Here is a 25,058-nt window from a genome sequence, read left to right on the forward strand (position 1 = left end):
TTTAAGCTTGTACACTTAAAACTACCTTACACTTGTAATCAAAATCTTGTTCAGTTTTCAAAGATCTACTCTTACTGATCGCCGTTTTGTTTTACCTCAACACCGCACATATTAATATACCATGTGGTTAATTTATTGTCAATAGAAAAGTCTGACTAATTTTAACCAAATTGTTTTGGCGGACTTAACGACAAGAACTACTATACCAAGTAAATAAAATTCCGTCAAGACTTTTTTATAAAAAAAGCATTTAGATTTTCATCTAAATGCTTAAATTGCCTACTTAAGCTCTGGCGCATCAGTATGATACATAGGAACAGTCGATTTTCCTCCATGCTGATCAATCAGATCTGTCTTATGTTCTTTATCGGCTTTATCCAATTGTTCCATCGCATTCTTAGGTTTATAGTTATAATCTTTTCGATTTACTGGCTTGAATCCCTTTGGATGATAAAAACGAAGCAAATCGCCATAAATAACTCGGTCCGACAATGATAGGTCACTCGTTACATAATTTTGAATATCATCAACCTGTTGCTGTTGTTCTTTATTCAGTTTGAGATCTTGCCCAGTCTTAGAATCATAAACTGTTCCACCAATCTTAGTGTATTGTGGTGTAACAAAATCTCCATCCCGAAATGGAACAATTTGGTTAGGATTATTCCCTAACAAATCATGTCCAAACTGAATCATATTATTATTCTTAATGCCTAATAGATGGAGTAAGGTTGGCAAAACATCTATTTCCCCACCATAAGTATGATCAACATGCCCATCCAAATTATCAGCATGAATCATAAATGGCACTTTCTGGAAGTTAGCTAAATCATAATTATTAACTGACTTTTTATTTAATAGTTTGGCAATTGCTGGTCGATGATTATTAGAAATACCATAGTGATCACCATATAACACAATTACACTATTTTTCATTAAGCCACTCTTATTCAAATAGTCCTCAAATTCACCAAAAGACTGGTCCAAATAGTGAGCCGTCTGAACATACGGATCGACAGTGCTATCCCCTGTTTTAAGTGCAGGGAATGATACATTCTGCTTATCTAGTTCATATGGATAATGGTTAGTAAGAGTAATCATTTTAGCATAAAATGGTTGCGGTAATTTTTCCAAGTATGGAATAGAATCTCTAAACAAGATCTTATCTTTCATACCATATCCAACGTTGTATGAAGCCTTCTTCTTATAATAATTACTGTCGAAGAAGTACTGGTATCCCCATGACTTATAGGTATTGTCCCGATTCCAAAAGCTAGGAACATCTCCGTGAAAGACAGCCGTTGAATAACCCTTCTGGTCTAATATTGCAGGAGCCGCCTGGAAAGTGTTCTGTGAGCCATATGTAACCATGGCAGATCCCTGTGGCAAACCATACAACGAATTTTCCAGCATCATTTCAGCGTCTGAAGTTTTACCTTGAGCCACTTGATGATAGAAATTATCAAACGAAATCGTGTGTTGATCACTGTAAAACTTATTAATATTAGGAGTTACTTCTTGTCCATTAACCTTATAATTAATCAAAAATTGTTGAAAACTCTCCAAATGAATAATGAAGACGTTCTTTCCCTTTTCCTTTCCAAAGTATTTAACACTTGGATAGGTTTGATGTTGGTTAATAAACTTCTTCACACTATTTAGATCAGAAGCCTTAGCTTTTGCTCTAGTAGAACTTTCTTGATGGGTCTGATAGGCATTAAAGGCCGCATATTCATTTAACCCTAAATACTTAACAATATAGTTATTATCAAAAGTCCTCGTCAAAAGGCCACTTCGATCTGAATTAGCAAGTGAATATTCTCCACCCATTAACAAAATGGACAATAAAGTTATCCCAATCGCATAACGATACTTAAACGGACGATAATCAATCTTAATGATTTTAAAAACCAGTAATAAAATCAAGACCAAAACATCTAGATAAATCAAAAAGTCAGCTGGATGCAAAATCTCCATCATACTTTTTCCTAGGTTATTCTGGACATCACCAGTTCCTTTAATAATTCCAATTGATAAAAAATCGGAGAATTCCCTATAATACAAAACGTTGGCAAAGAGCCAAGTTGATTGAAGAAAATCAATTATTAACATTAACCAATAAGAAAGTTTCCCACGAAAGTACAGGGCAATCCCAAATAACAATAGTCCTGAAGGAATCGGATTAACGATGAGCAAAAACGTTTGCATGCCACCTTTGACACCCAAACTAAAATCAACGTTATAAACAACCAATGTGGTTATCCAGTACAGAATGATTACCAGCACAAAAAAACCAATAGTGGTATTAAAAAAATTACGAATGCTTTTTAATATTCGAGACATTCTAGCTTCCTCCAAAACTCTTATGACTTTTGCCCTTTAATATCCTTCTACTCTTTTGTGCCTTCTCACTTGGTTTCATTACAAGCGCAAATACTCCAAGAATTAAGCCAAGGTAATACGTAAGAATTCTCCACAAAATCATCGCTAGTACAAGTTTACTCCCATTAGTGATGTAACTTCGAAAGATCATCTCAAAACTATATTCTGCTCCCCCGGCTCCACCGGGAATTGGGAAAATCGAAATAATCATCACAATTAAAATATGAAGACTAGTAACCATTACTACATTAGCATTAGTATAACCCAACGCAAGCATAATGAAGTAAGGAATTAAGTAATAAAAAAGGAGCTGAAAGAAAGTGATGACAAATACTTTTACCATCAATTTACCTTGATGAGCAATTTTCACACTTTCCTTATAAAAGTTATCAATTTTTTGATTTAAGGTATTTACTAACTTATAAAATGTATCATCTTTAACAAACCATTTCACCGGTTTAATACAAATATTAACAAATTTTTTAGTAAATGAGTGCCAGTACATAATCATCAATAATGACACAATTACAAACATATGAATTGCAAATCCAAAGACAACAAACCACGCCAAAGCGTGCATTTTATCAATTACATAGTTAAATCCAATAATTAAAGCAATAAAGAAATTGATTACAATCATTGCTTGATAAACCACAAATTTCATCAGTAAAGCCGAGCTTGCTCGTCCCCCATCAACACCAGATTGAATCAAGACAAACAATTGAGCTGGCTGACCACCAGATGAAAATGGCGTTATTCCATTGAATAACTGTTCAACTAAGGGAACCCGAATCGCATCCCGAAACGTAAAGTTCGGATCACTGTTACGCACTAACATATAAGTAATTACTGATTCAAGGCCAAAGTAAAGCAAGATGCAGCCAAGTGCGATTAAAAGCCACAATGGATTAATATCAACAATGTCTCTTATAAGCACACTAAACTTGATGTCTCTTGCCGCATACCACGAAATTAAGAGCCCAAGGGCAATCATGATAAGTAGTGAAATTTTATTTCTTCTGGACATTCAATTACCCCTTCTTCGCCTGGTCAAAATAAAAATCATGCCAAATCTTGGCTAGATGATCCTCGGAATAATAATCTGATGCTTTAAGTGACTTTTCCGCATACTGTTTTAATAAGTTAGGGTCATTTAATAGCACCTTAAGCTTTTTATCCATTTCAACTTCATTATTTGCTGAAATATAATATCCGTCAATAATCTTTTTATATAAAGATAAATTTCTTAACATAACTGGAATTCCACACGAAAATGCCTCTAAAACTGACATTGGGAATAATTCATTATACGACGGTAAAAGAAATAAATCAGCCATATTATAATAATTAACTAATTCTTTACGATCAACAATCCCAGGGAAACTAAGATTTTGGGGTGGATTATCAACTAATTTTTTCAGTTCAGAATATCCATCCGTCATTTTGCCAAACGAAAAACCACCAGCCCAAATAAACTGAATATCAGGATTTTGCTTAGCCAACTTGCCGAAATCAATTACACCCTTCCGAGTTTGAACTTGGCCAGTTCCAAGAACGGTAAAACGATTCTCGTCATAACCGTATTGATCTCGTAGTTGCTTCTTTTGAGGTTTTGAGATCGGATAAAATTCCTTTTTACTAACAAAATTAGGAATATATGTAATTTTTTGCTTGTCAATCCCATATTTCTCCAGTTTAGGAATAAACATAGGATTTACAACTACAATGTGATCCATCCGCTTATAAAATGCCACTACATACTTATAAAAAATTTGTCGAAAAGGTGTTGGAATTTTTAAGCTTCCCTCGAGCGTTTCCGGCAAAAAATGAACATATCCAATCTTTCTTCCTCGCTTTTTTGAAAAGGTCGATAAATAAAAAGATGGATTAATGGTGTGGTAATGACTAATATCGGAACGATTAAATTTGTTAATTTCAATGTCAAAATCATTGGGAAAATGTTTTTTTAACATTGCAATCAATTCAACATAGGCACTCCCAACACCTTGGCCCTTTACTTTATCGGCCGTTGAAAACATGTCAATCTTTAACATCAACAAAACTCCTCAGTCAGATGTGTTAGTTTGTTTAGCTTTCGTTCGATCAAACTCTCGAATGGTATCCTCATAAAAGCTCAGCATTTGATCTACAAAATATTCTGCAGAGATCTCATGCAATTTTTGTTCTCGTACATTCTGATAATCTGGATATCGACCACGATTTTGCAAATAATCGACCGTCTCTTCCACAAACTTATCTTCAGATTCGAATGTCATCCCAATGGATTTATCATCAATTAAGTCATCTGTATATGGGCTTCGCGCCACAACTACTTTCGTACCAGCAGCCACCGCTTCAATATAGGTTAATCCCTGAGATTCAGAATTCGAGGTAGAAACAAAAACATCAGCCATTCGATAATAATCATTAACGTTATTGTTGTTAATCTCTCCCGTAAAAATAACGTGATCATTAAGTTTCATGTCACTCACTTGCTTCATTAAATCGTCTTCAGCAGGTCCCTCACCAACAATGACCAACATGGCATTAGGAACTTGTTTCAAGATTTTGGGCAAAGCATCGATCATTTCTGAAATGTTTTTCTCATATGCAACTCGACTGACAGATACCATTACCGGAGTATTGGAATTAAGGCCCAGCTTTTTTCTTATATCAACATGATCATTTTTTTCATAATGCTTCACATCAATCCCAGTTGGAATAATCCGAATGGGACTTTTCACTCCATAGTCCGTTAACTTATCCAAAACTCGCTTACTTGGCGCCACTACACCATCCATGTGATGACAAAAAGCCAACATCATTTCCTTTACATGGATGGGTTTCAATAGTTTACCGTTGGCAACGTAATGCAAATAATCTTCATACATAGTGTGATAAGTATGAATACACGGGATGTTTAAATTTTTAGCAACAAATTTACCGATGATTCCAAGCGAAAATTCAGTCTGAGTGTGAACAATATCTAATTTAAGTTGCTTAGCGATTTGATAAGCTTGAAAAATCCCTCTAACTGCAATTCTTCGCTCGGTAAAAGAAATAAAAGGAACACTTGAAAAACGATAAATATCTTTTTCACTATCATCGTTTTTTTCTACATTAGGATCAGTTGTTGTAAAAATGTATACGTGATTACCACGTCTTTCGAGCTCATCCTTTAATGTTTTGATTGATGTAGCAACTCCACTGACTTGCGGGAAGTAAGTATCTGTAAACAAACCAATATTCACGTAGTTTCCCCTTCTCTCTTTGACGTTAAACAAATGTAATTATATGGGTTTAAAACGTGGTTTGCAACTTTGTGTTCATCTGTTCAAGTCTCAATGATACGTTTATTCTGGCATTTTAGAAGTGAAGTCATGAATCATATTATTAACTTCACTAGTAGTGCCAGCGTTTAAAATAATATTATCTGCCAATTGACCTGCAGTTTGCGAATTGATTCTACTAATATAAGCTCTGGTTTTTAAAATTTGAGTGGGCGTCGTCGATAATTCATCCATTCCTAGTCCAATTAAAAACGGAATTACCTGAGGATCAGCAGCTACTTCTCCACAAATTCCCACGGTTTTTCCCGCCTTATGAACCGTCCTCACGATGTGACCAATTAGTCGTAGTACCGCAGGATCACAAGCTTGGTATAGATACGAAACTCGTTCATTCCCACGGTCAACGGCTACCGTATACTGGACTAAATCATTGGTCCCAATGCTGACAAAATCCACCTTAGAGATAATTTTATCAATCATAATTGCTGCAGCTGGTACCTCAATCATAGTTCCTAACTGAACTGAACCAACCGGAACACCCTCATTAATTAAATTTTGTCGTTCCTCATTATAAATTGAAAGTGCTTGGTCTAGTTCTGAAATTGTCGATATCATTGGAAACATAATTCGGATTGGTCCATAAGCAGAGGATCTGAGAAGCGCTCTGATCTGGGTACGAAAAATAGAGCTTTCCCCCAAACTATAACGAATGGCTCGATACCCCAGAAAGGGATTGGACTCTTTGTGCGCAATATTAGGTAAATAACTAACTAATTTATCGCCACCAATGTCCATCGTTCTAAAAGTTAGTTGCTTCCCATTAACTTTCGAGACGATGTTTTGGTAAATCGAAGCTTGCTCATCTTCACTCGGGAGATGATCAGAATTCATATAAATATACTCAGTCCGAAACAATCCCATTGAATCGGCGCCGAAATTTAGAGCGTTTTCAACCTCACTTTCACTACTAACGTTTGCCCCTAGTAAAAGCTTTTGACCATCAAGCGTCTTGGTAGGCTGGTTTATAAATTTAGTCCAAACTTTTCTTTGTTGTTTAAATCTTTCTGATCTTCTTTGGTAATTCTCAATTTCATGGTGATCAGGAGCAGTAACTACCTCGCCACTACTTCCGTCAACGATTAATTGTTCCCCATTTTTTATGTCACTTAGACGGGTTTGTAATCCTAACACAGCTGGAATATCCATGCTGCGAGAAATAATTGCAGCGTGGGAAGTCTTGGTTCCCACCGCTGTGACGATCCCAAGAATATTTTTCTTTTGAACTTGTGCGATTTGAGTTGGAGAAATGGAATTCGCAACGATTACTACGGGTTGGTCAATAAGCGAAAGATCAGGAGTATCAATATCAAGTAAACGCCCTAGAAGTTGGTCACGCATATCATTAATATCATGAACACGTTCCCTTAGATATTCGTCGTTCATTTTTAAAAAAATAGCTGCATATTGATTGAACACACGATTCAATGCAACTGCAGCATTCTTATTTTCTTCTGTTATGACCCGTTTAACTTCATTGATTAACTCTGGATCAGATAAAACTTCTAAATAAAAATCTAAAATATCAAGATACTTTTTAGCCATCTCGGCACTATTATGCTGTTTAATGTTCATAATAGTTGTTTTAGTATCTCGAAATGCTTTTTTAAGGCGTGCTTCTTCTTGTTCTATACCTAAAAAGGTATCTTTATCAAAAGTCAAATCTGGTTTAGCTAAACAATAAGCTTTACCGAATGCGATTCCATCACTAACACCGACACCTTTTAGGGTAGTCATATTAGTCGATCAATCCTTCATCCTTCATAGTCTTGGCAATTGCATCAAGAGCTTCCTTAGCATCGTCGCCATCTGCTGAAATTGTAATTTCAGCACCTTCGCCGACACCTAATGACATAACACCCATGATTGACTTTAAGTTAACAGATTTGTCTCCGTATTCAAGACTAATGTTTGAATCAAATTTACTTGCAGTTTGAACTAACAACGTTGCTGGACGAGCGTGAATGCCAGTTTCTGCAGTAATTTTGAATTGACGTTTCTCCATAATGAACGCACTCCTTTAATCGTTTATTTAACTCTATTTACAGTTTAAGAATATCAATTTATCATCTAAAAAACAAGTAATTATCATTAATCGCTTACATAATTGTCATAGCGCTAATTTTCAGATGAATAGTGATAGGTTAAAATACCCTTTTCACTGGCTTTGCCCACGATCCTTTTCCGGGTTGGAAAATTCATAAAAGCTTGTTGAAATTCGGGAAAATCTTTTGGATTAATTGTCAAATCTTTAATTTCACCATCTTTTAATTGATTTAATAATTTAGTAAAATCATCTTTATTTTTACTCATAACAACCTCCTAATTAACTTTAATCTTAACACATTTAAAACCATTCTTAGATCAGTCAAAATACTTGATTGAATATCATTAGTGCGTATAATATTCATGAATGGTCAATAAAGGTCAGACTTTTGTCTGACGATTTAGTTTAGCAAAAGGAGGCTTAAACTATGGAAGGACAAGGTTCATATGGATTTGGTAGTCTTGATGACTTTCTTCGCGCAATGCAAAATGGTCAAGTAAACGACTACCAAGTTCCACCACAAAGTGGACAAGGTAATGGTAGAAATGGTTCAAAATCAATTCTTTCTACCTATGGAACTGACTTAACTAAGAAAGCCAAAGCTGGAAAACTCGATCCAGTCATTGGACGTGATAAAGAAACCGCACGTGCCATTGAAGTCTTAAACCGTCGAGGTAAGAATAATCCCGTCTTAATTGGTGAAGCTGGAGTTGGAAAAACAGCGATTGTTGAGGGCTTAGCCCAAAAGATTGCTGATGGAACCGTTCCCCAAAAGCTACAAAACAAGCAAGTTATCCAATTAGACATGGTATCCATGGTTCAAGGTACTGGAGTTCGTGGTCAATTTGAAAAAAGAATGCAACAATTAATTAAGGAAGTTCAATCTAACCGAAACGTCATTTTATTCATTGATGAAATCCATGAAATCATGGGCGCTGGAAATGCTGAAGGTGGCATGGACGCTGGTAATGTTCTAAAGCCAGCCCTTGCACGTGGTGATTTTCAGTTAATTGGTGCAACCACCATGAAAGAGTATCGTGATATTGAAAAAGATTCAGCTCTTTCACGTCGATTACAACCCATCATGGTTAAAGAACCAACGGTCGATCAATCAATTAAAATTTTAAAGGGTTTGCAAAACCGGTATGAAAACTATCATTTAGTTAAATATACCGATAAAGCCGTCAAAGCGGCTGCTACCCTCTCCGATCGTTACATCAGTGATCGTTATCTTCCCGATAAGGCCATTGATTTATTGGACGAAACCGGATCAAGGAAGAACTTAACTTTAAACATTATCGATCCTAAAACAATTGATAAAGAAATTGATAGTGCCGAGCATGAAAAAGAAGTTGCTTTAGATAAGGAAGATTACGAACAAGCTGCTTACTATCGCGACAAGATCAAACGACTACACCAAAGTAAAGATAAAGGTGCTACAAGTGAAAAGCACAACACCGTTACCGAAAAAGATATGCAACAAGTTGTTGAAGAAATGACTAATATCCCAGTTGGTGAACTACAAACCAAGGAACAACAACAGTTAAAGGATTTGGCTCCAAACTTAAAGCAACATGTTATTGGACAAGACAAGGCTGTTGATTCGGTTGCTAAGGCAATCAAACGAAACCGAATTGGTTTTAATGGTAGTGGTCGTCCAATTGGTTCATTCTTATTCGTTGGATCAACTGGAATTGGTAAGACTGAAATGGCTAAACAACTTGCTAGAGAATTATTTGGATCTGAAGATTCAATGATCCGATTTGACATGTCAGAATATCGTGAACCACAATCAGTCGCAAAGTTGATTGGTTCACCACCTGGCTATGTTGGATACGATGAAGCTGGTCAGTTAACTGAAAAAGTTCGTCGTAATCCTTACAGCTTAATCTTATTGGATGAAGTTGAAAAAGCTCACCCTGATGTTCTGCACACATTCCTTCAAATCTTGGATGATGGTCGTTTAACTGATTCACAAGGTCGAACCGTTTCCTTCAAGGATACTGTCATTATCATGACTAGTAACGCTGGAAGTGACGCAGAAGCAAGCGTTGGATTTACCCCAGAATCAACTGGTAAGACTCATTCAGTAATGGATAAGCTTGGACTTTACTTCAAACCTGAATTCTTGAATCGTTTCGATGATATTGTTGAGTTCAATCAACTCACTAAGAACGATTTGAATCAAATCGTTGATTTAATGATTAAAGACATGAACAACATGCTTTCATCACGGAACGTTCATATTGCGGTTACTGATTCAGCTAAACAAAAAATTGTTGAATTAGGATACAATCCTTCAATGGGAGCTCGTCCACTTAGAAGAGTAATTCAAGAACAATTAGAAGATCAAACTGCTGATTACTTCTTGAATCACCCAGAAACTAACAATTTAGTTGCCGATACCGATAAAGACAACAATATTATTATTAACGCTAAGTAACTAAGTTAGACCCCGATTAGAATTCTAATCGGGGTCTTTTTTTGGTTCCAAAAATGGTAAAATCAATATAAATCATCAGTGGAGGAAAATTATGTTTAATTGGATGAAAAAAATTCTTTTGAGAACCGGTCATCATTATAAACACACCAAACATCGGGCCCATCAACCAAGCAAACAAACTAGCAACCCCACTCGAACCCCTTCGGTTCCTGATAACTCATTTAACCAGCCCATACATAAAAGTTCTACATCAGAGACTAAACGTCCCTCTTCTAAACAATCCGAAGCAAAAAAGCCAAGCACCGTCTTAATGGAGTTTGTTGATCAAGCCGGTAATCAACTCAAACCAACTGAAATCATTAGTGGTTCCATCGGTGACCCCATTAATTTCATCGTTCCGCAAATTAAAAACTACATTCTTGTCAATATCGATGGATTAACTAGAAAAATGAGAACGTCCAACCAGTTAATTAAATTCCATTACATGCCTAAACTTGGTCAGCCAGTTAGTGTTTATTGCTTCGATTTTGATACTTTCAGGCTTCTCCAGACCCCAATTATTGTGAACGGTTCCTTTCATCATCATTTCTCACTTCAGGCACCAGTCATATCAAATTACGACCTCCATCTTTCAATTGGAGATTTAAACGGTCAGTTTACTGAAAAGCCCCAGAACATCATCTTGTATTATCGCCGTTCTAATTGGAAAGTGGTTCAGTCAGTTAACTATCTCGTTAAAATGAAAATTCCAACGTCGGTGTATGATTCACCCCAGCAAAATCGCAAATACGATCAAATCTTACCAGCTGGATCGACATGGAAAGTTTTCACGGAGATTAAAACTAATCAGGGTGATTGGCTAAATCTTGGTGGTTCCCAATGGGTCAAAAAACATCAAACAATTCGAGTTAATAACTTTGACAAACGTTTAAACTAAAAAAGCCTACTCAAATGAGTAGGCTTTTTATTATAGATTTTTATCCATATTATAAGTTAATTTAGAAAGTGTAAGTCCCTTTTCCATCAGTTCATGCATAAACTGATAGGTTCGAGCTCGCATCTCTTTAACAAGCCGTTGGTTTTGATCCTTTAAAAACTCTGAGGCATCTGATTCACTCATATTCGATGCTTGATTAATAGTATCCGAAAGATGGCCTAAAAACAGTTCATTAGCAGACTTTTTAAAATCACGATCTTGTTGAATAAAATTACTGTAATGTGATTCAACAATCATTGATAACTTTCGGTACATCCAGTACGCACTCTTATCATCCATAGTTAATGGAGTATTTTCGTAACTAGGATCTGTCTCATTAACGTTCGCAAAGAAGGGAACATATGGACTAAAAGCAGGAACCCCAAAATTCAACCACATAATGGCAGAACATTTTTCACTGACATCGTTTCGAATCTGAAGAACATGTGAATTTTGAGTTCGGTTCATTGAAATCGGTCGAAATTGAGTGTTAGATTCCTGTGGATCCTTAGCTAAGGGATCATACTTAGTTTCGTTATAATGTGAACTCAAAATAAATTCAACATCACTAACTTCAATCTTACGATCGGCTTTTCTAATAAATGGTAAGTCATTGGAAGTAGGACTTTGTTCAATCTCAGGATTCAAGACTTTTTGTCCATACCAAACTCGTGGGGTATTGTAATGATGATCAAACTCATTGTGGGTACCAAAAATATGTCTGAAATTAAAACCAGCTTGATCAGGATTTAAGTGGTACTTTTCCACAAATTCTTGCAATCCATCAGAATACATAAAGTTTTCAGGATCATCAAAATCAACCTGTTGGATTGCTACTTCATTTGCCACTACGGCATAACTATCATCTGGGATCCGCTGGGCAACCCAATGGTGACCGGTAACAATTTCCATATACCAAACTTCATTTTTATCACTAAAGAGGACCCCATTACCCTCTGGAGAACCATAGTTTTTAATTAAGTTTCCTAGGTACTTAACCCCATCACGTGCAGAATTAATGTAAGGTAACACCATTGATTGTAATGAGTCTTCAGCTAATCCATGTTCAACTAATGGGTCATGAGCTAAAGCATGTTCATTTCCATAAACGCTCTCAGTAGCACTCATAGCAACATTTTTCTCGTTAAAACCACTTTCAGCGTAAACCCCTTCTTTTTTAACATCAGCGTTAGGAGTCATTAAAATCCGATAACCTGATTTTGGCATCTGAGCCGTAAAACCATTTTGATTGGATTTCCAAACTTTATCCTCATTTTGATATGCGGGCTGAACGTAGAAACGTTGCGGCGTCAATGGCAAAAAAGTATCATCATTACGCGAAATCATCGTTGAACCATCAACACTAGCATCTTTTCCAACCATTACACTCGTACAAGCACTTAGTTTTTTCATAATTCACATCTACCTCTCATAAATGCCAGTTTAAAACTAATATTGTGTTAATTCAATCCTAAAGCTTGGCAGTTAACTTAACGTCAGGATACTTATCTTTAAACCATCGTTCAGCAAATTCGTTTTCAAATAGGAACAATGGATCTCCCTTCTGATCACGCACCAAAATGTTTCGGGATGAAGACATTTTCTCATCCAGTTGATCAGGATCAATCCAACGAGCAATCTTATGACCCATCGGCTCCATCACAACGTCAGAATTGTATTCATTTTTCATTCTAAACTGAAATACTTCAAACTGAAGTTGCCCAACTGCCCCTAAAATGTACTGACCAGTACTGTAATTAGTGTAAAGCTGAATGGCACCTTCTTGAACGAGTTGTTTAATTCCCTTGTGAAATGACTTTTGTTTCATAACATTTTTAGCTGAAACTCGCATAAATAGTTCCGGGGTAAACTGTGGTAGCTTTTCGAACGCAATTGGTTTCTTTCCCGTATAAATCGTATCACCAATCTGGAAATTACCCGTATCATAAAGGCCAATGATGTCGCCAGCAACGGCCGTCTGCACGTTTTCTCGAGTATTAGCCATAAACTCAGTTACGTTAGATAAACGAATGGATTTTTGGGTCCGATCAAGCGTAACATCCATCCCCTTCTGAAATTCACCGGAACAAATTCGTACAAACGCAATTCGATCACGATGACGCGGATTCATATTAGCCTGAATCTTAAACACAAAACCCGAAAATTCTGGCGAAGTGGGCTCAACTTCATTTCCTTGCAACGTTTTGTGATGACCAGGAGCCGGGGAAAGCTTCAAGTAAGCATCCAAAAATGTTTTTACCCCAAAATTAACCAAGGCAGATCCAAAGAAGACGGGCGTCTGATCACCATTAGCAATCTTTGTTTTGCTAAATTGGTTCCCCGCTTCAGAAATTAGATCCATCTCGCTTCTTGCGTCTTGGTAAATACTGTCATCTTTTAACGGACTATCGCCAACAATATTGCCGTCATCATCTAACTTAATAAAACTTTCACCCTTGGCTTCCGTCTTATATAATTCAATTCGTCGATTATAACGGTCGTATAAGCCCTTTAAAATTCTTCCTGATCCAATCGGCCAATTCATCGGATAAGCTTCAATACCAAGTACATTTTCAAGTTGATCAATTAATTCCATTGGATCTTTACTGTCACGGTCCAACTTATTCATAAAAGTAAAAATTGGAATTCCCCGCATTTTACAGATCTTAAACAGTTTCTTAGTTTGTGGTTCAATCCCCTTGGCAGCGTCAATAACCATGACGGCAGAATCAACCGCCATGAGAGTTCGATAAGTGTCTTCTGAAAAATCCTCATGACCAGGAGTATCCAAAATATTAATTCGTTTCCCTTGGTAATCAAATTGCATCACGGAACTAGTGACGGAAATTCCACGTTTCTGCTCAATCTCCATCCAATCTGATTTAGCAAAATTGCCACTTTTCTTAGCTTTTACGGTTCCGGCTTCTCGAACAATTCCACCAAAAAGTAACAACTGCTCGGTAATCGTTGTTTTCCCGGCATCCGGATGAGAAATAATGGCAAAAGTTCTCCGTTTATCAACTTCTTTTTCTAGGTCTGCTTTTTTCATCTTTACTTCCTTTCTTTATAGACTGATTGTATACCATAAAACAAAAAATCCGGAAATTCCGGATTACTTTTAACGAATTTGCTGCATTACATAATCAATTACTTTAATTGAACTTAATCCATCATTAATTCTACAGAACCGATTATAAAAATCCATAAATTTAGGATCGTGTTCAACGTCACCATTCTTTAAGGCACTTTCAATCCCATTCATTAGTTGCTCAGGATCATAAACAATTTCCCCAGGCAAATCACGTTCATAGTTAAGATAAAATCCACGTAGTTCATCCTTATAAGTATGGTAATCATAAGGATAAAACAAGATGGGACGCTTAAGATAAGCATAATCAAAAAAGACTGAGGAATAATCCGTAATTAATAAGTCAGAAATCAGATACAAGTCAGAAATATTTGAATAATTTGATAGGTCATAAACGTACCCATGATAGTCAGAAACGTCTAGCACGTTTGAAATCAAATAATGCATCCGTAAAATCAAGACGGTATCTTCCCCAAAACGTTGTTTAAACTCATCTAAACTAAACGGTAGCTTAAAGGTATACTTCCCCTTACTTTCAAACTGATTATCACGATAAGTGGGTGCATACAGCACCACTTTCTTATTCCGTGGGATGCCAAGTTTATCCTTAATCTTATTAATTTCGGTTGGGTAATTGTCGTTGATCAGTTCATCATTTCGTGGGTAACCAACTTTTAAAATTTGATTTTCATAACCAAACGCACTTCTAAAGACCTTTGTCGAAAACTCATTGGGGGAAATCAAAGCATCCCACCGATTGGCCTCTTTTACAAAGTTATCATGATACTTATTGGTCGTGGTCCCAGGCATTGAAACGCGTTCAATATCCAATCCTAATTTCTTAAGTGGGGTGCCATGCCACGTTTGAACGTAGGTTACGTAATCAGGTTTAATGACCCAGGCTGGAAAACGAGCGTTACTGATCCATACCTTAGCTTTCCCCATGATTCGAACCCAACGCCCAGTATTTTTGATCACGTAATTTATATTATGATCCTTACAAAACTGCTTTTGTGATTTTTGAATTGACCACACAAAATTAAGTTTAGGATATAATTTCTTAAAAACTTGATAAATGGCATACGGACTGTCACTAACCTGGCGTCCCCCAAAGCTTTCAAAAACAATTGTCGTAGTAGCAAACGGTGTATGACCGCGCTTAAATAATTTTCTCAGTCGTAAACGATTAACTTTACCAGCTAGAATCTTAAACGATTTCCACAAGTGGGTTAACTTGTGCCGAAATTTAGCAATTCGCTTTGATGCATCCGGCTGTTTTCTTGCAACGACCCGTAATTGACCCTTATGGCCCTCTTTTAAGACCAATTCGTGATGATTAGCCAGTTTGGCAATGGTTCTAAATGAACTCAACGAGGTATCCATTACTAATCTTTGGCGCAAATGTTTTTCCTGATAATCATATTCAATGTAAAGACGATATGTATCCTCGTCATCAAGTTGTTCTAAGGGAATGGTGATTTCAAAAATCCCTTTGAAGGGACGCTTATGCACTGGGTAGGTTTGTTCACTTTGATCGCTCGCCCTTCTAAGAATAATGGCCATTTTATTAAGTTTTTGGTCATTAATTTGATCAAAACCAGTTAAACGCAACTTACCATTTCCAAATAAATTAGCTGAGTTCATTACAAATTGTTTGACAGTCCGATTAGTTCGGACATAAAAAACTGCCATTCCTGATGGATCAATATCGTACTGATAATAAGCTTTAAAGCCAATTCGATGAATGGCACTGACGTACTCACCCTCAACTTGGATAAGTGTGCGATGCTCTGTATTTCCGCAAGAGTAATAAAGCTGCCACTGAAATTCATCCTGTCCAATCAAATCAAATTGAAATTTAGTTGGATCAATTGTAATAGTCGCCGTATTACCATTAACATTTTGAGCAGGCACGGGAACGGTAATCGAAGCTAAACTTTCTTTCTCAATCAGGGTAACAGTTGCATCCTCATTTGCATAACTAGGATTAACCAACTCAAATTCAATTTTCAGCTTTGATTGTTCTTCAGTAACGTTAGAAAGTATTACTCGCATTGTTTCTCCTTAGTAGTTGAAAATTACGTTTCTATTGAGATATTTCGAAAAATTGATCATGTCATCCAGATCAATAAAAACAGTGGTCTCACTGTTACCGCCGTACTGATTGATCAAAGAAACATTAAAAGCAGCCAAGTCACTGTATCGACTCGCATTACCATAATCTGAAATCACGTAGGAAGAAACCGCCGAATCCTTCATCACGTATTTTACGTTCCCAGTATTTTCATCATCAACTAGATTACTAACTGGCTTAGAAAGCTTTACACTCTTTTCAGGCGATTGGATAATGGAAGTCTTGCTTAAATAGTACTGTTGCATGGGTCCTCCGAATAATTGATCAACACAACATGAAATGGCCTCATTTTGATTTAAAAATTTAGTTGTCCAATGATTACTATTGACTTGACTAGTTACAGCAACGGGTTTTTTTTGTTCATTATAATAAATCACTTTAGAAACGTTCGATCCCTTATAGCAATTTAATTTGTACAAACCAGATTGGGGTAGAACTTCATAGAGCTCAGCCCGAACTAATCCATTATCATCACTATAAACTTTGATATGATGATTTTTAACCACTTTTTTTTGCACATTTAATGAAGCAAGATCAACATCTGTTTCATTATCTGGATCTTTCATTCCCTGTTGTTTATAGAAGATATCAAATAATTGCAGAATTTCAACTTGCTTATGATTTCGAAATGAACTTGCTAGCTCATTAATAAGAGCGGCCACGTATTGTGATTCGTCGTAGTTAAAAATAGAAATTATAACTTTAATTTCATTCCCATCATCAACCATTCTTCTAAGTCTATCTTTAAAATTAGCTTTTTGAGCTCCGTGAACTGAAGTTACCAAAAAAAGTGCCTGTGCCATTTTTCTCCCTTTAGACGCCAAAATATCCTAGCAATTAAACTAGGGTATCCGTGTACAAAATCTATTCTTCCCAATCACTTTTACTTGTAACACCTAAATCAGACTTGATTTTAGAGGTTGAAATCCCCTGAGTTCGTGGAAGATAAATTACCTTGCAGTAATCTTTAAGAAAGTCAAACTTCCCCTTCCAATCATCACCCATTACAAAAATATCAATATTGTGATTTTTAATATCAGAGATTTTCTGATTCCAGCCTTTTTCAGGAATTACTTCATCAACATATCGAATGGCATCCAAGATATACTTTCGATCTTCGTAAGAATTGTAAGCTCGTTTTCCTTTTACGGCGTTAAACTCGTCTGTCGAAAGACCAACCGTCAACGAGTCACCTAATTCACGAGCACGTTTTAATAAACGTACATGACCCTTATGAAGTAGATCAAAAGTGCCATATGTAATTACTTTTGTCATAATATCTCCTGTAGAGGTTAACTTATCTTTAATTCATAATTAAATGTTAGCATATCTTCCATTACCGTCAATCAAATTAATTATTCCATTAAAAAATTTTAACTTGGTGCATCGTCCTTAGGGGTAGTATTGGAATTATCATGTTGTACTAGCCAAATATTATAACAATACTCGATAATTACTTTAGCAATCGCATAAACCGGAATGGCTAAAATCATCCCAAATAATCCCGCAATGTGTCCCGCTGCCAGTAAAATAATAATAATGGTAAGAGGATGAATTTTGAGTGACTTACCGATTACATTTGGATAAACCAGATTGCCATCGATTTGTTGCACGATAATAACCACCACAATTACCCAAATAACTTGCATAATATTATCTGAAAAGGCAACGAAAAGCGATGGAATAATTCCAATGTAAGGACCAACGTAAGGAATGATGTTACATAACCCGGCAAATACCCCTAACAGAAGTGCATACTTTTGACCAATCAAAACGTAGCCTAACGAGGTAAACGTTCCAACAAACAGACACTCAATCACTTGACCTCCAATGTATCGTGAAAGCGTGTGATTCATCTTCTTTAGTAATGTAACGGTCTGTTTCTGATGATGTTTTGATAGAGCGGGCATTAGTTTCTCAATACTTGGTAATAACTTATTTCCATCTTTTAACATGTAAAATAAGATTACTGGAACCGTAATTGCTGTTACCACTACGTTAGTAGCCATTGAAATGATGGATCCGACACTACTAGTTAAGTTTGCCAGAACCGTCTTTAGATACGACGAATAGGAAGATTGTAGTTTATCAACAATGGGACGCCAGTCCACCTTTTTTAAAAATCCATAACGAGTAACCTTAGTTAATAATTCTTGACCTTGTTTAGCGAACTCGGGTGCGGCCCCCACCATATTTGCTACCTGTGTAATTAATCGGGGAACAAACGAAAAGACCATGTAAACAATGACGCCAATCACAATCAAGAACACAATGGCAGTTGCCCACGTTCGATTGATTTTCTTCGTTTTGGTAATTTTTATTTTCATCAGTAAATTAACGATCGGATTAAGCATATAGTACAAGAATCCCGCCAGTAGCAGAGGAACAAAGATGGTTGATACAAAAATGACAATTGGTGAAAAGATAAAACCAACTTTGGAACACAAATAAACAATTCCTACCGCAATTAGGATCTCAATCGTCCAAAAAAATAAAGCTGAATTCTTAAATCTGTTCATTTAATTCACTCCAATTAATTTTCTTTTGTGTCCAGAAATTGATCAATGTCATCCAGATCAAAACCCTTCCGATAAAGTGACTGTTTTGATTTCTGACGTTGTTTGGCGTCATCATAATTTCGATATTTGTGCCAGACTTTGTTACCCTCTTTATTTAGTAACTCATCTTGCTGTTCAGCGTCACCCTGAAAGTTCATCTCGCTAATAATGGTGTCAATATCATCAAATGAGTAGCCCTTCCGGTATAGGGAAGTTTTTGTCTTTTGAATCCGCTTGTTAAATGGAAAACGCTGGTTATGCGCAAAAACCTTTTTTGCTTGATTTTCCCCATTTCTTAGTACCGCTTCTTCTGGATAATTATTTTCAATCGCAATGTTAATGGATTCATCCGCAATTCCCTTCTGTTTTAAATAACGTGAAACAGCCATGGGACCCTTGTTTTGCTGTTCAACAACTCCCTTTAAATATGTATCAGCATAGTGCTCATCGTTAAGCAGATTGATCTGTTCCAGTTGTTCAACTGCCTTATCAATTGCTTCCAGATTATCTGAAAATGACTTTAATTTGTCCCTAACTTCCTTTTTTGAGCGTGTCTGATATGAAATAAAATTGATAGCCTTATTATATAACTTTGAAACATCATCTGCTGCTTTAATTTGATTGATCTGATTCTGATCTAGCTCTGAATCCTTAAAAATGCCAAATTGGATCATCACTTCTTCACTAACTGGGAAGGCATAGTGATCATTAATGTACACATTATATCTTCCGGGTCTTTTTTGAGTGACGATCTTAGTCACTTTTAATTTTTTTGCCGATTGTTTGTCCAACAACGTCAACTCCCATCAAATTAACAAGTTAAAACTATTCTGATATACTTATTTGCAAATACTATAAAGGAAGTGGATTCACTCATGCCAAAAGCACACGTGATTTATGCCACCATTACCGGAAATAACGAAGATGTTGCTGACATCGTGACCGAGGGGTTAGAAGACCTTGGTGTCGACGTTGAAGAAACCGAAATTTCTCAAACCGATGCTGATGAACTTAAAGATACCGATATTATTGTGATATGTCCTTATACGTACGATGAAGGGGCTCTCCCCGAAGAGGGAATGGACTTTTTCGAAGATCTTGATTCCCTTAATTTAGAGGGCAAAATCTTTGGAGTGGCAGGATCTGGAGACGTCTTTTACCAGGAATACTATAATGTTGCTGTTGATGAATTCACCAAGGCTCTTAAAGCAACCAACGCTACTCAAGGGGCTAAAAGTGTCAAAATCAACCTTGAACCAGATGAAAATGACATTAAAGATCTCGATGAATTTTCACGCCAATTAGTCGAAGCAAGTCGCAAGTAATCAAGCAATAAAACGCCACCACTTAATTTTTGGTGGTGTTTTTCTTTTCAGAACGAAATTTACGAGCATTGGTAATAATTGAGCGAACCGATCCCCTCGTCGATTCAATACTTCCAGTATAATATTCTTGAACGCTTGCATTAATGACAGCTCCAAACATCAAAACGAGTCCAATAAAATATAACCACAACATAATTACGATAAAGGTTCCTAATGTTTTGTAAGCAGTAATATTCCTAAAAAAGTACTCAATGATCAACGAAAATGCTTGAGACAAAATCATTAGTCCGATTACTGAGATACCTGAACCAAAAATAGTATAACGAATCTTGGTTTTAACGCTGGGAACAAAATAATAAAGAAGCATCACAATTATAAATGATACTGCGATGATAAAGGGAATTCGGATCACTGCCACAACTTTAGTTGCAACGGTGGAAAGATGCAAAATGGGTCTTAAATGCATAATAATCCCTTGACCAAATCCTTGGAGAATCATCAAAATGATCAATAAAAGTACCAATAAAAGCATCCATACAAACGAAATTAAGCGATTCATAATCGGATTTTGATCATCAGCCACGCCATACGTTCGATTAACCGTTCTTTGAAAGGCTGCCATTGCTTGACTAGCAGACCAAATTACCAGTAGCAGTCCAATCGATAAACTTCCCCCACTATTATTATTATCAAAGGCCGATTTAATCATGGGAAGGAGCATCGTATAGATTGACGGCGGAACCGCTGTTTTGATGTACGTTAAAATATCATTTGGATCTCCGTGTAGTAACTTAATGATACTACCAAGCATAATTAAAATGGGAAATAGAGATAGCAAAGCGTAGTATGCCAAGACAATGGCAGAATCAGACACATTCCCCATCTTAAAATGCTTCATTACCAATTTAATGAAAGAAACAAATTTTTGGTTTATTTTCAATTCCACAAGCTAGGACTCCTTTTTAAAAGTTGCCTCAATTGCAGATAAAATTTTCTGAGATGCTGTTCCATCTCCGTATGGATTATGTGCATCAGCCATTTTTTGGTATTCAACTGGATGATCTAAAAGATCTTCCATAGCTTTTCGAATTGTCTGAGGATCAGTCCCTACTAACTTTAAAGTACCAGCCTTAACTCCTTCAGGTCGCTCTGTTGACGTTCTAAGTACCAAAACTGGTTTACCAAGGGATGGCGCTTCTTCTTGAACTCCACCAGAATCAGTCATAATAAAGTAACTTCGAGCAGCCATATTATGAAAATCAACCACGTCTAATGGCTCAATTAAATGAATGCGAGGATCATCTTTGAAAATTTGACGAGCCATTTGTTGTACAACCGGATTCAAATGAACGGGATAAACCACATCAACATCCAAATGATGATCGACCACTTCTTTAATGGTTTCAAACGTTCGTTTCATCGGTTCGCCCAGATTTTCACGACGATGCATGGTAAGTAAAATAATCCGATGTTTAGGATTAATCTTATCCAAAATGGAATGATGATAATGATCACTAACCGTTTGATGAAGCGCATCGATGGCAGTATTACCGGTCACAAAAATGTGAGATTCCGGATGATTTTCTTTCAATAAGTTCTTTTTACTTAACTCCGTTGGCGCAAAATACAAATCAGCTAGAACATCGGTTAGTTGCCGATTCATTTCTTCCGGATAGGGAGAATATTTATCATGTGTTCGTAACCCTGCTTCAACGTGGCCAAGCATTTTTTTATGATAAAAAGTGGCCACTGATGCGGCAAATGTACTAGTGGTATCACCATGAACCAAAACAATATCAGGATTAGTCTTAGCAATAATCGGATTTAACTGGGCAATCACGGAAACTGTGATATCGCTAAGTGTTTGTGCTTTTTTCATAATATTCAAATTGTAGTCTGGGATGATCTTGAAAATATCTAGCACCTGTTGCAACATCTCGCGATGCTGTCCAGTGACAACGGTAATGGGAGTAAATTGATCACGATGACGGTTCATTTCTAAAATAATTGGAGCCATTTTAATGGCTTCTGGCCGAGTTCCAAAAACGGTCATAACTTTAATTGGTTTTCCCATCTTTAACACCTCCGCTGTCTAGTACCTTAATTATATCAAAAGATTTGTCTAATTCCGATGCCAAACTATCCTAATTAATGATAAAATGATAATAATCAATCTGTAAATAATTGGTAGCATTTCTTTGTAAAAGTTTTAATTGCCAAGTACTAAGGAGTAATTAATTTTGGAAAAAATTAGTCTAATTGTTCCTTGTTATAACGAACAAGAATCAATTGAACTTTTCTACAAAACGGTAGAAAAAGTTTTTGCACAAATGAATAAAAATGAAAAGAAGTATGAACCTGACTACCTTTTCGTAAATGACGGCTCGAGTGATGATACTTTTAAGATCATTAAGAACCTCCACGAGCAGCATCCCGATACGGTTCACTTCATCTCCTTTTCAAGAAACTTTGGAAAAGAAGCTGGGATGGCTGCTGGACTTAGAAATGCCAAGGGTGACTACGTTGCTCTTATGGATGTTGATCTTCAGGATCCGCCGGCCCTACTTCCCAAAATGCTCCATATTATCCAAACAGAGGATTATGACTGTGTTGGCTGTATCCAAACTAGTAGAAAACAAAACCCGGTAAGAGCGTTTTGTTCCTCAATGTTCTACAAAGTAATTGATAAAATGTCGGACGTTCAGATTAAGCCAAATGTTCGTGATTACCGTCTAATGTCACGTCGTTATGTAGACGCCGTTAACGAACTAACAGAATATAATCGTTTCTCAAAAGGCATTTTTGCTTGGGTTGGTTTTAACACCAAGTACTTAAAATACCAAGGTGTTCCTCGGGCAGCTGGAGAAACCCACTGGTCTTTTTCCCAGTTAGTAGAATACTCCATGGAAGGAATTATCGATTTTTCTGATGCTCCCCTCACGTTTGCGACCTATGTAGGTGTAATCTCATTTTTGATTTCATTAATCGGAATTGCCTTTGTAGTTATTAGGGCATTATTCTTCGGTGGTGCCGTTGCTGGGTGGCCTTCACTTGTTTCAATCATTCTTTTAATCGGTGGTATCCAACTTTTCTGTCTAGGAATTTTAGGAAAATACATCGGAAAGATTTACTTAGAAACCAAACACCGTCCGCAATACATTATTAAAGACGAAGCTTAACTAAAAATCTGAGACCGTTTATTGCGATCTCAGTTTTTTTGACTCAAAATATCAAAAAAGCACTTCACATTCAGTGAAGTGCTTTTAGTTATTTAATTATGATCAGAATAACCCTAGAATGGCATTCAAAATTAGAACCATTATCAGTCCCACAATCGAAATCAGTGTTTCTAGAACCGTCCATATTGAGAAAGTTTGTTTCATGGTTAAATCAAAGTACTCTTTGAACATCCAGAATCCAGCATCATTAACGTGTGATGCGGCAAGTGAACCGGCACCAATGGCTAATGCCATCATTACTGGATTAACGTTCAAAGAAGCCATTAGTGGCATAACTAGTCCAGCGGCAGTCATTCCGGCAACGGTAGCTGATCCTAGTGAAACTCGAAGGATAACAGCTACTAACCAACCAAGGATGATTGGAGATAATGAGGAGTGCATCATGATGTTCTTAACAGCATCACCAACGCCACCATCAATTAAGACTTGTTTGAAGGCTCCACCACCACCAATAACTAATAGAAGCATTGCAATGGATTTAACGGAAGCTTCAATACTCTTAGAAACATCACTCATTTTCTTACCACGATGGAAGCCCATTGACCAAATGGCAAATACTAAAGCAATTACCATGGCAATCATTGGGTTACCTAACATCGAGATCACAGCGTCAAATCCAGATGGCTTGGCAACGGCCTTTCCACCATGGAAAATCAACTGATAAATAGTGTTAACAGCCATGAAAATAGCTGGTAACAATGAAGTTAATACAGAAAGACCGAAACTAGGAGTTTCGTCTAATTTGTATTCCTTAACTTCACCAAATGCTGGCAAACTCTTCTTAACTACGAAAGCACTAGGAACGAACTTCTTGGCAAATTTCGTAAATAAAGGACCAGCAATTAAAACAGCTGGAATGGCAACAATGATACCAAAGAGCAATACCTCACCAATGTTAGCACCTAAGGCTGTTGCAACAGCAGTTGGAGCAGGTTGTGGTGGTAAGAATCCTTGAGTTGCTGATAAAGCAGCAGCCATTGGAATTCCTAAGTAAACAAATGGTACGTCGGCTTCAAGTGCAACCGCGAAGACGATTGGGGTTAATAGCACCAATCCAACTTCGAAGAACAATGACATTCCGATAATGAACGAAGCAATTACGATGGCAATCTGTAATCGCTTCTTACCGAACTTATCGATCAGTGTCTTAGCAATTCGATAAGAACCACCAGAGTCAGAAACCAAACGACCGATCATTGCACCAAATCCGAAGACAATGGCCAATTCACCTAACGTACTTCCGATACCAGTCTTAATGGCATCAGCAATTGATGCTGGGTTCATTCCTAATCCAAGCGCAACCAAAATAGCTGTGATGATCAAAGAAACAAAAGTGTTTAACTTGAGTTTGATGATCATGAAAAGGAGAAGTGCGATTCCTAGAATCAACACTATGAAGGGCATGTATGACATTTCTTTTCCTCTTTCCAATTATTAAATTAAAACAATGATATAAGTTAATTGTATACGTTTTCATAGCAGGTTTCAATACTTTCTTTTAAAAGTGAACATAAAAAAAGAG

General features: G+C 36.7%; 21 protein-coding genes. 4 read left to right on the forward strand and 17 right to left on the reverse strand.

The annotated features are described in order from the left end of the window. Nucleotides 1–279: 279 nt before the first annotated feature. The 7 genes from LfDm3_RS04850 to LfDm3_RS04880 all read right to left on the reverse strand — a co-directional run bounded on the left by LfDm3_RS04850 (nt 280) and on the right by LfDm3_RS04880 (nt 8,039). The gene (locus tag LfDm3_RS04850) at nt 280–2,340 is read right to left on the reverse strand and encodes an LTA synthase family protein (RefSeq protein WP_039144680.1); all 2,061 of its coding nucleotides are present in this window, start codon (nt 2,338–2,340) and stop codon (nt 280–282) included. Nucleotide 2,341: 1 nt separating this feature from the next. Continuing rightward, on the reverse strand, nt 2,342–3,406 hold the full coding sequence (locus LfDm3_RS04855) for a lysylphosphatidylglycerol synthase transmembrane domain-containing protein (RefSeq protein WP_010022810.1): 1,065 nt from the start codon (nt 3,404–3,406) through the stop codon (nt 2,342–2,344). Between the two features lie 4 nt (nt 3,407–3,410). Further along, nucleotides 3,411–4,433 carry a glycosyltransferase family 4 protein gene (locus tag LfDm3_RS04860; RefSeq protein WP_039144683.1) on the reverse strand — a complete coding sequence of 341 codons (1,023 nt, stop codon included), beginning with the start codon at nt 4,431–4,433 and terminating at the stop codon, nt 3,411–3,413. Nucleotides 4,434–4,445: 12 nt separating this feature from the next. Continuing rightward, on the reverse strand, nt 4,446–5,630 hold the full coding sequence (locus tag LfDm3_RS04865; RefSeq protein ID WP_156112358.1) for a glycosyltransferase family 4 protein: 1,185 nt from the start codon (nt 5,628–5,630) through the stop codon (nt 4,446–4,448). Nucleotides 5,631–5,732: 102 nt separating this feature from the next. Beyond that, nucleotides 5,733–7,463, reverse strand: coding sequence for a phosphoenolpyruvate--protein phosphotransferase (gene ptsP / locus LfDm3_RS04870; RefSeq protein ID WP_039144689.1), 1,731 nt, complete (start codon nt 7,461–7,463; stop codon nt 5,733–5,735). A gap of 1 nt (nt 7,464) precedes the next feature. Then, the gene (locus tag LfDm3_RS04875) at nt 7,465–7,731 is read right to left on the reverse strand and encodes a phosphocarrier protein HPr (protein ID WP_039144692.1); all 267 of its coding nucleotides are present in this window, start codon (nt 7,729–7,731) and stop codon (nt 7,465–7,467) included. A gap of 113 nt (nt 7,732–7,844) precedes the next feature. Continuing rightward, on the reverse strand, nt 7,845–8,039 hold the full coding sequence (locus tag LfDm3_RS04880; RefSeq protein ID WP_010022803.1) for a hypothetical protein: 195 nt from the start codon (nt 8,037–8,039) through the stop codon (nt 7,845–7,847). Between the two features lie 161 nt (nt 8,040–8,200). Here LfDm3_RS04880 and LfDm3_RS04885 point away from each other — a divergent pair, with 161 nt between their 5' ends. Both LfDm3_RS04885 and LfDm3_RS04890 read left to right on the forward strand, forming a co-directional pair. Next, on the forward strand, nt 8,201–10,216 hold the full coding sequence (locus LfDm3_RS04885; protein ID WP_039144694.1) for an ATP-dependent Clp protease ATP-binding subunit: 2,016 nt from the start codon (nt 8,201–8,203) through the stop codon (nt 10,214–10,216). Nucleotides 10,217–10,307: 91 nt separating this feature from the next. Then, complete coding sequence (locus LfDm3_RS04890; protein WP_039144696.1) at nt 10,308–11,153, forward strand: MucBP domain-containing protein; 846 nt, start codon at nt 10,308–10,310, stop codon at nt 11,151–11,153. Between the two features lie 30 nt (nt 11,154–11,183). Here the strand turns inward: LfDm3_RS04890 and LfDm3_RS04895 are convergent, their stop codons facing one another. From LfDm3_RS04895 to recX, 7 genes are all read right to left on the reverse strand, one after another. Then, nucleotides 11,184–12,605: a C69 family dipeptidase gene (locus LfDm3_RS04895; RefSeq protein WP_039144699.1), complete on the reverse strand. Its 1,422-nt coding sequence runs from the start codon at nt 12,603–12,605 to the stop codon at nt 11,184–11,186. Nucleotides 12,606–12,663: 58 nt separating this feature from the next. Then, nucleotides 12,664–14,241: a peptide chain release factor 3 gene (locus LfDm3_RS04900; RefSeq protein WP_039144700.1), complete on the reverse strand. Its 1,578-nt coding sequence runs from the start codon at nt 14,239–14,241 to the stop codon at nt 12,664–12,666. A gap of 69 nt (nt 14,242–14,310) precedes the next feature. Further along, nucleotides 14,311–16,335, reverse strand: coding sequence for a CDP-glycerol glycerophosphotransferase family protein (locus LfDm3_RS04905; protein ID WP_039144704.1), 2,025 nt, complete (start codon nt 16,333–16,335; stop codon nt 14,311–14,313). A 9-nt stretch (nt 16,336–16,344) separates the two neighbouring features. After that, nucleotides 16,345–17,217, reverse strand: coding sequence for a hypothetical protein (locus LfDm3_RS04910; RefSeq protein ID WP_039144706.1), 873 nt, complete (start codon nt 17,215–17,217; stop codon nt 16,345–16,347). A gap of 61 nt (nt 17,218–17,278) precedes the next feature. Next, complete coding sequence (gene tagD / locus LfDm3_RS04915) at nt 17,279–17,689, reverse strand: glycerol-3-phosphate cytidylyltransferase (RefSeq protein WP_010022794.1); 411 nt, start codon at nt 17,687–17,689, stop codon at nt 17,279–17,281. Between the two features lie 98 nt (nt 17,690–17,787). Beyond that, complete coding sequence (locus LfDm3_RS04920) at nt 17,788–18,933, reverse strand: AI-2E family transporter (RefSeq protein WP_039144710.1); 1,146 nt, start codon at nt 18,931–18,933, stop codon at nt 17,788–17,790. Between the two features lie 14 nt (nt 18,934–18,947). Then, the gene (gene recX / locus LfDm3_RS04925) at nt 18,948–19,766 is read right to left on the reverse strand and encodes a recombination regulator RecX (RefSeq protein WP_225349323.1); all 819 of its coding nucleotides are present in this window, start codon (nt 19,764–19,766) and stop codon (nt 18,948–18,950) included. Nucleotides 19,767–19,847: 81 nt separating this feature from the next. Here recX and LfDm3_RS04930 point away from each other — a divergent pair, with 81 nt between their 5' ends. Beyond that, entirely contained in the window at nt 19,848–20,297 is a 450-nt protein-coding gene (locus tag LfDm3_RS04930) for a flavodoxin (protein WP_039144714.1), read from the forward strand. A gap of 22 nt (nt 20,298–20,319) precedes the next feature. On the opposite strand, the gene LfDm3_RS04935 is transcribed toward LfDm3_RS04930, so the two are convergent. Both LfDm3_RS04935 and wecB read right to left on the reverse strand, forming a co-directional pair. Further along, complete coding sequence (locus LfDm3_RS04935) at nt 20,320–21,243, reverse strand: YihY/virulence factor BrkB family protein (protein ID WP_052236619.1); 924 nt, start codon at nt 21,241–21,243, stop codon at nt 20,320–20,322. Between the two features lie 3 nt (nt 21,244–21,246). Next, nucleotides 21,247–22,371 carry a non-hydrolyzing UDP-N-acetylglucosamine 2-epimerase gene (gene wecB / locus LfDm3_RS04940; protein WP_039144716.1) on the reverse strand — a complete coding sequence of 375 codons (1,125 nt, stop codon included), beginning with the start codon at nt 22,369–22,371 and terminating at the stop codon, nt 21,247–21,249. 166 nt (nt 22,372–22,537) lie between these two features. On the opposite strand from wecB, the gene LfDm3_RS04945 reads away from it, so the two are divergent. Next, complete coding sequence (locus LfDm3_RS04945) at nt 22,538–23,476, forward strand: glycosyltransferase family 2 protein (protein WP_039144717.1); 939 nt, start codon at nt 22,538–22,540, stop codon at nt 23,474–23,476. Between the two features lie 102 nt (nt 23,477–23,578). On the opposite strand, the gene LfDm3_RS04950 is transcribed toward LfDm3_RS04945, so the two are convergent. Next, complete coding sequence (locus LfDm3_RS04950) at nt 23,579–24,940, reverse strand: gluconate:H+ symporter (protein WP_039144801.1); 1,362 nt, start codon at nt 24,938–24,940, stop codon at nt 23,579–23,581. Between the last annotated feature and the right edge of the window lie 118 nt (nt 24,941–25,058).

The sequence above is a fragment of the Fructilactobacillus fructivorans genome, from assembly GCF_000814735.1.
Lineage (GTDB): Bacteria > Bacillota > Bacilli > Lactobacillales > Lactobacillaceae > Fructilactobacillus > Fructilactobacillus fructivorans.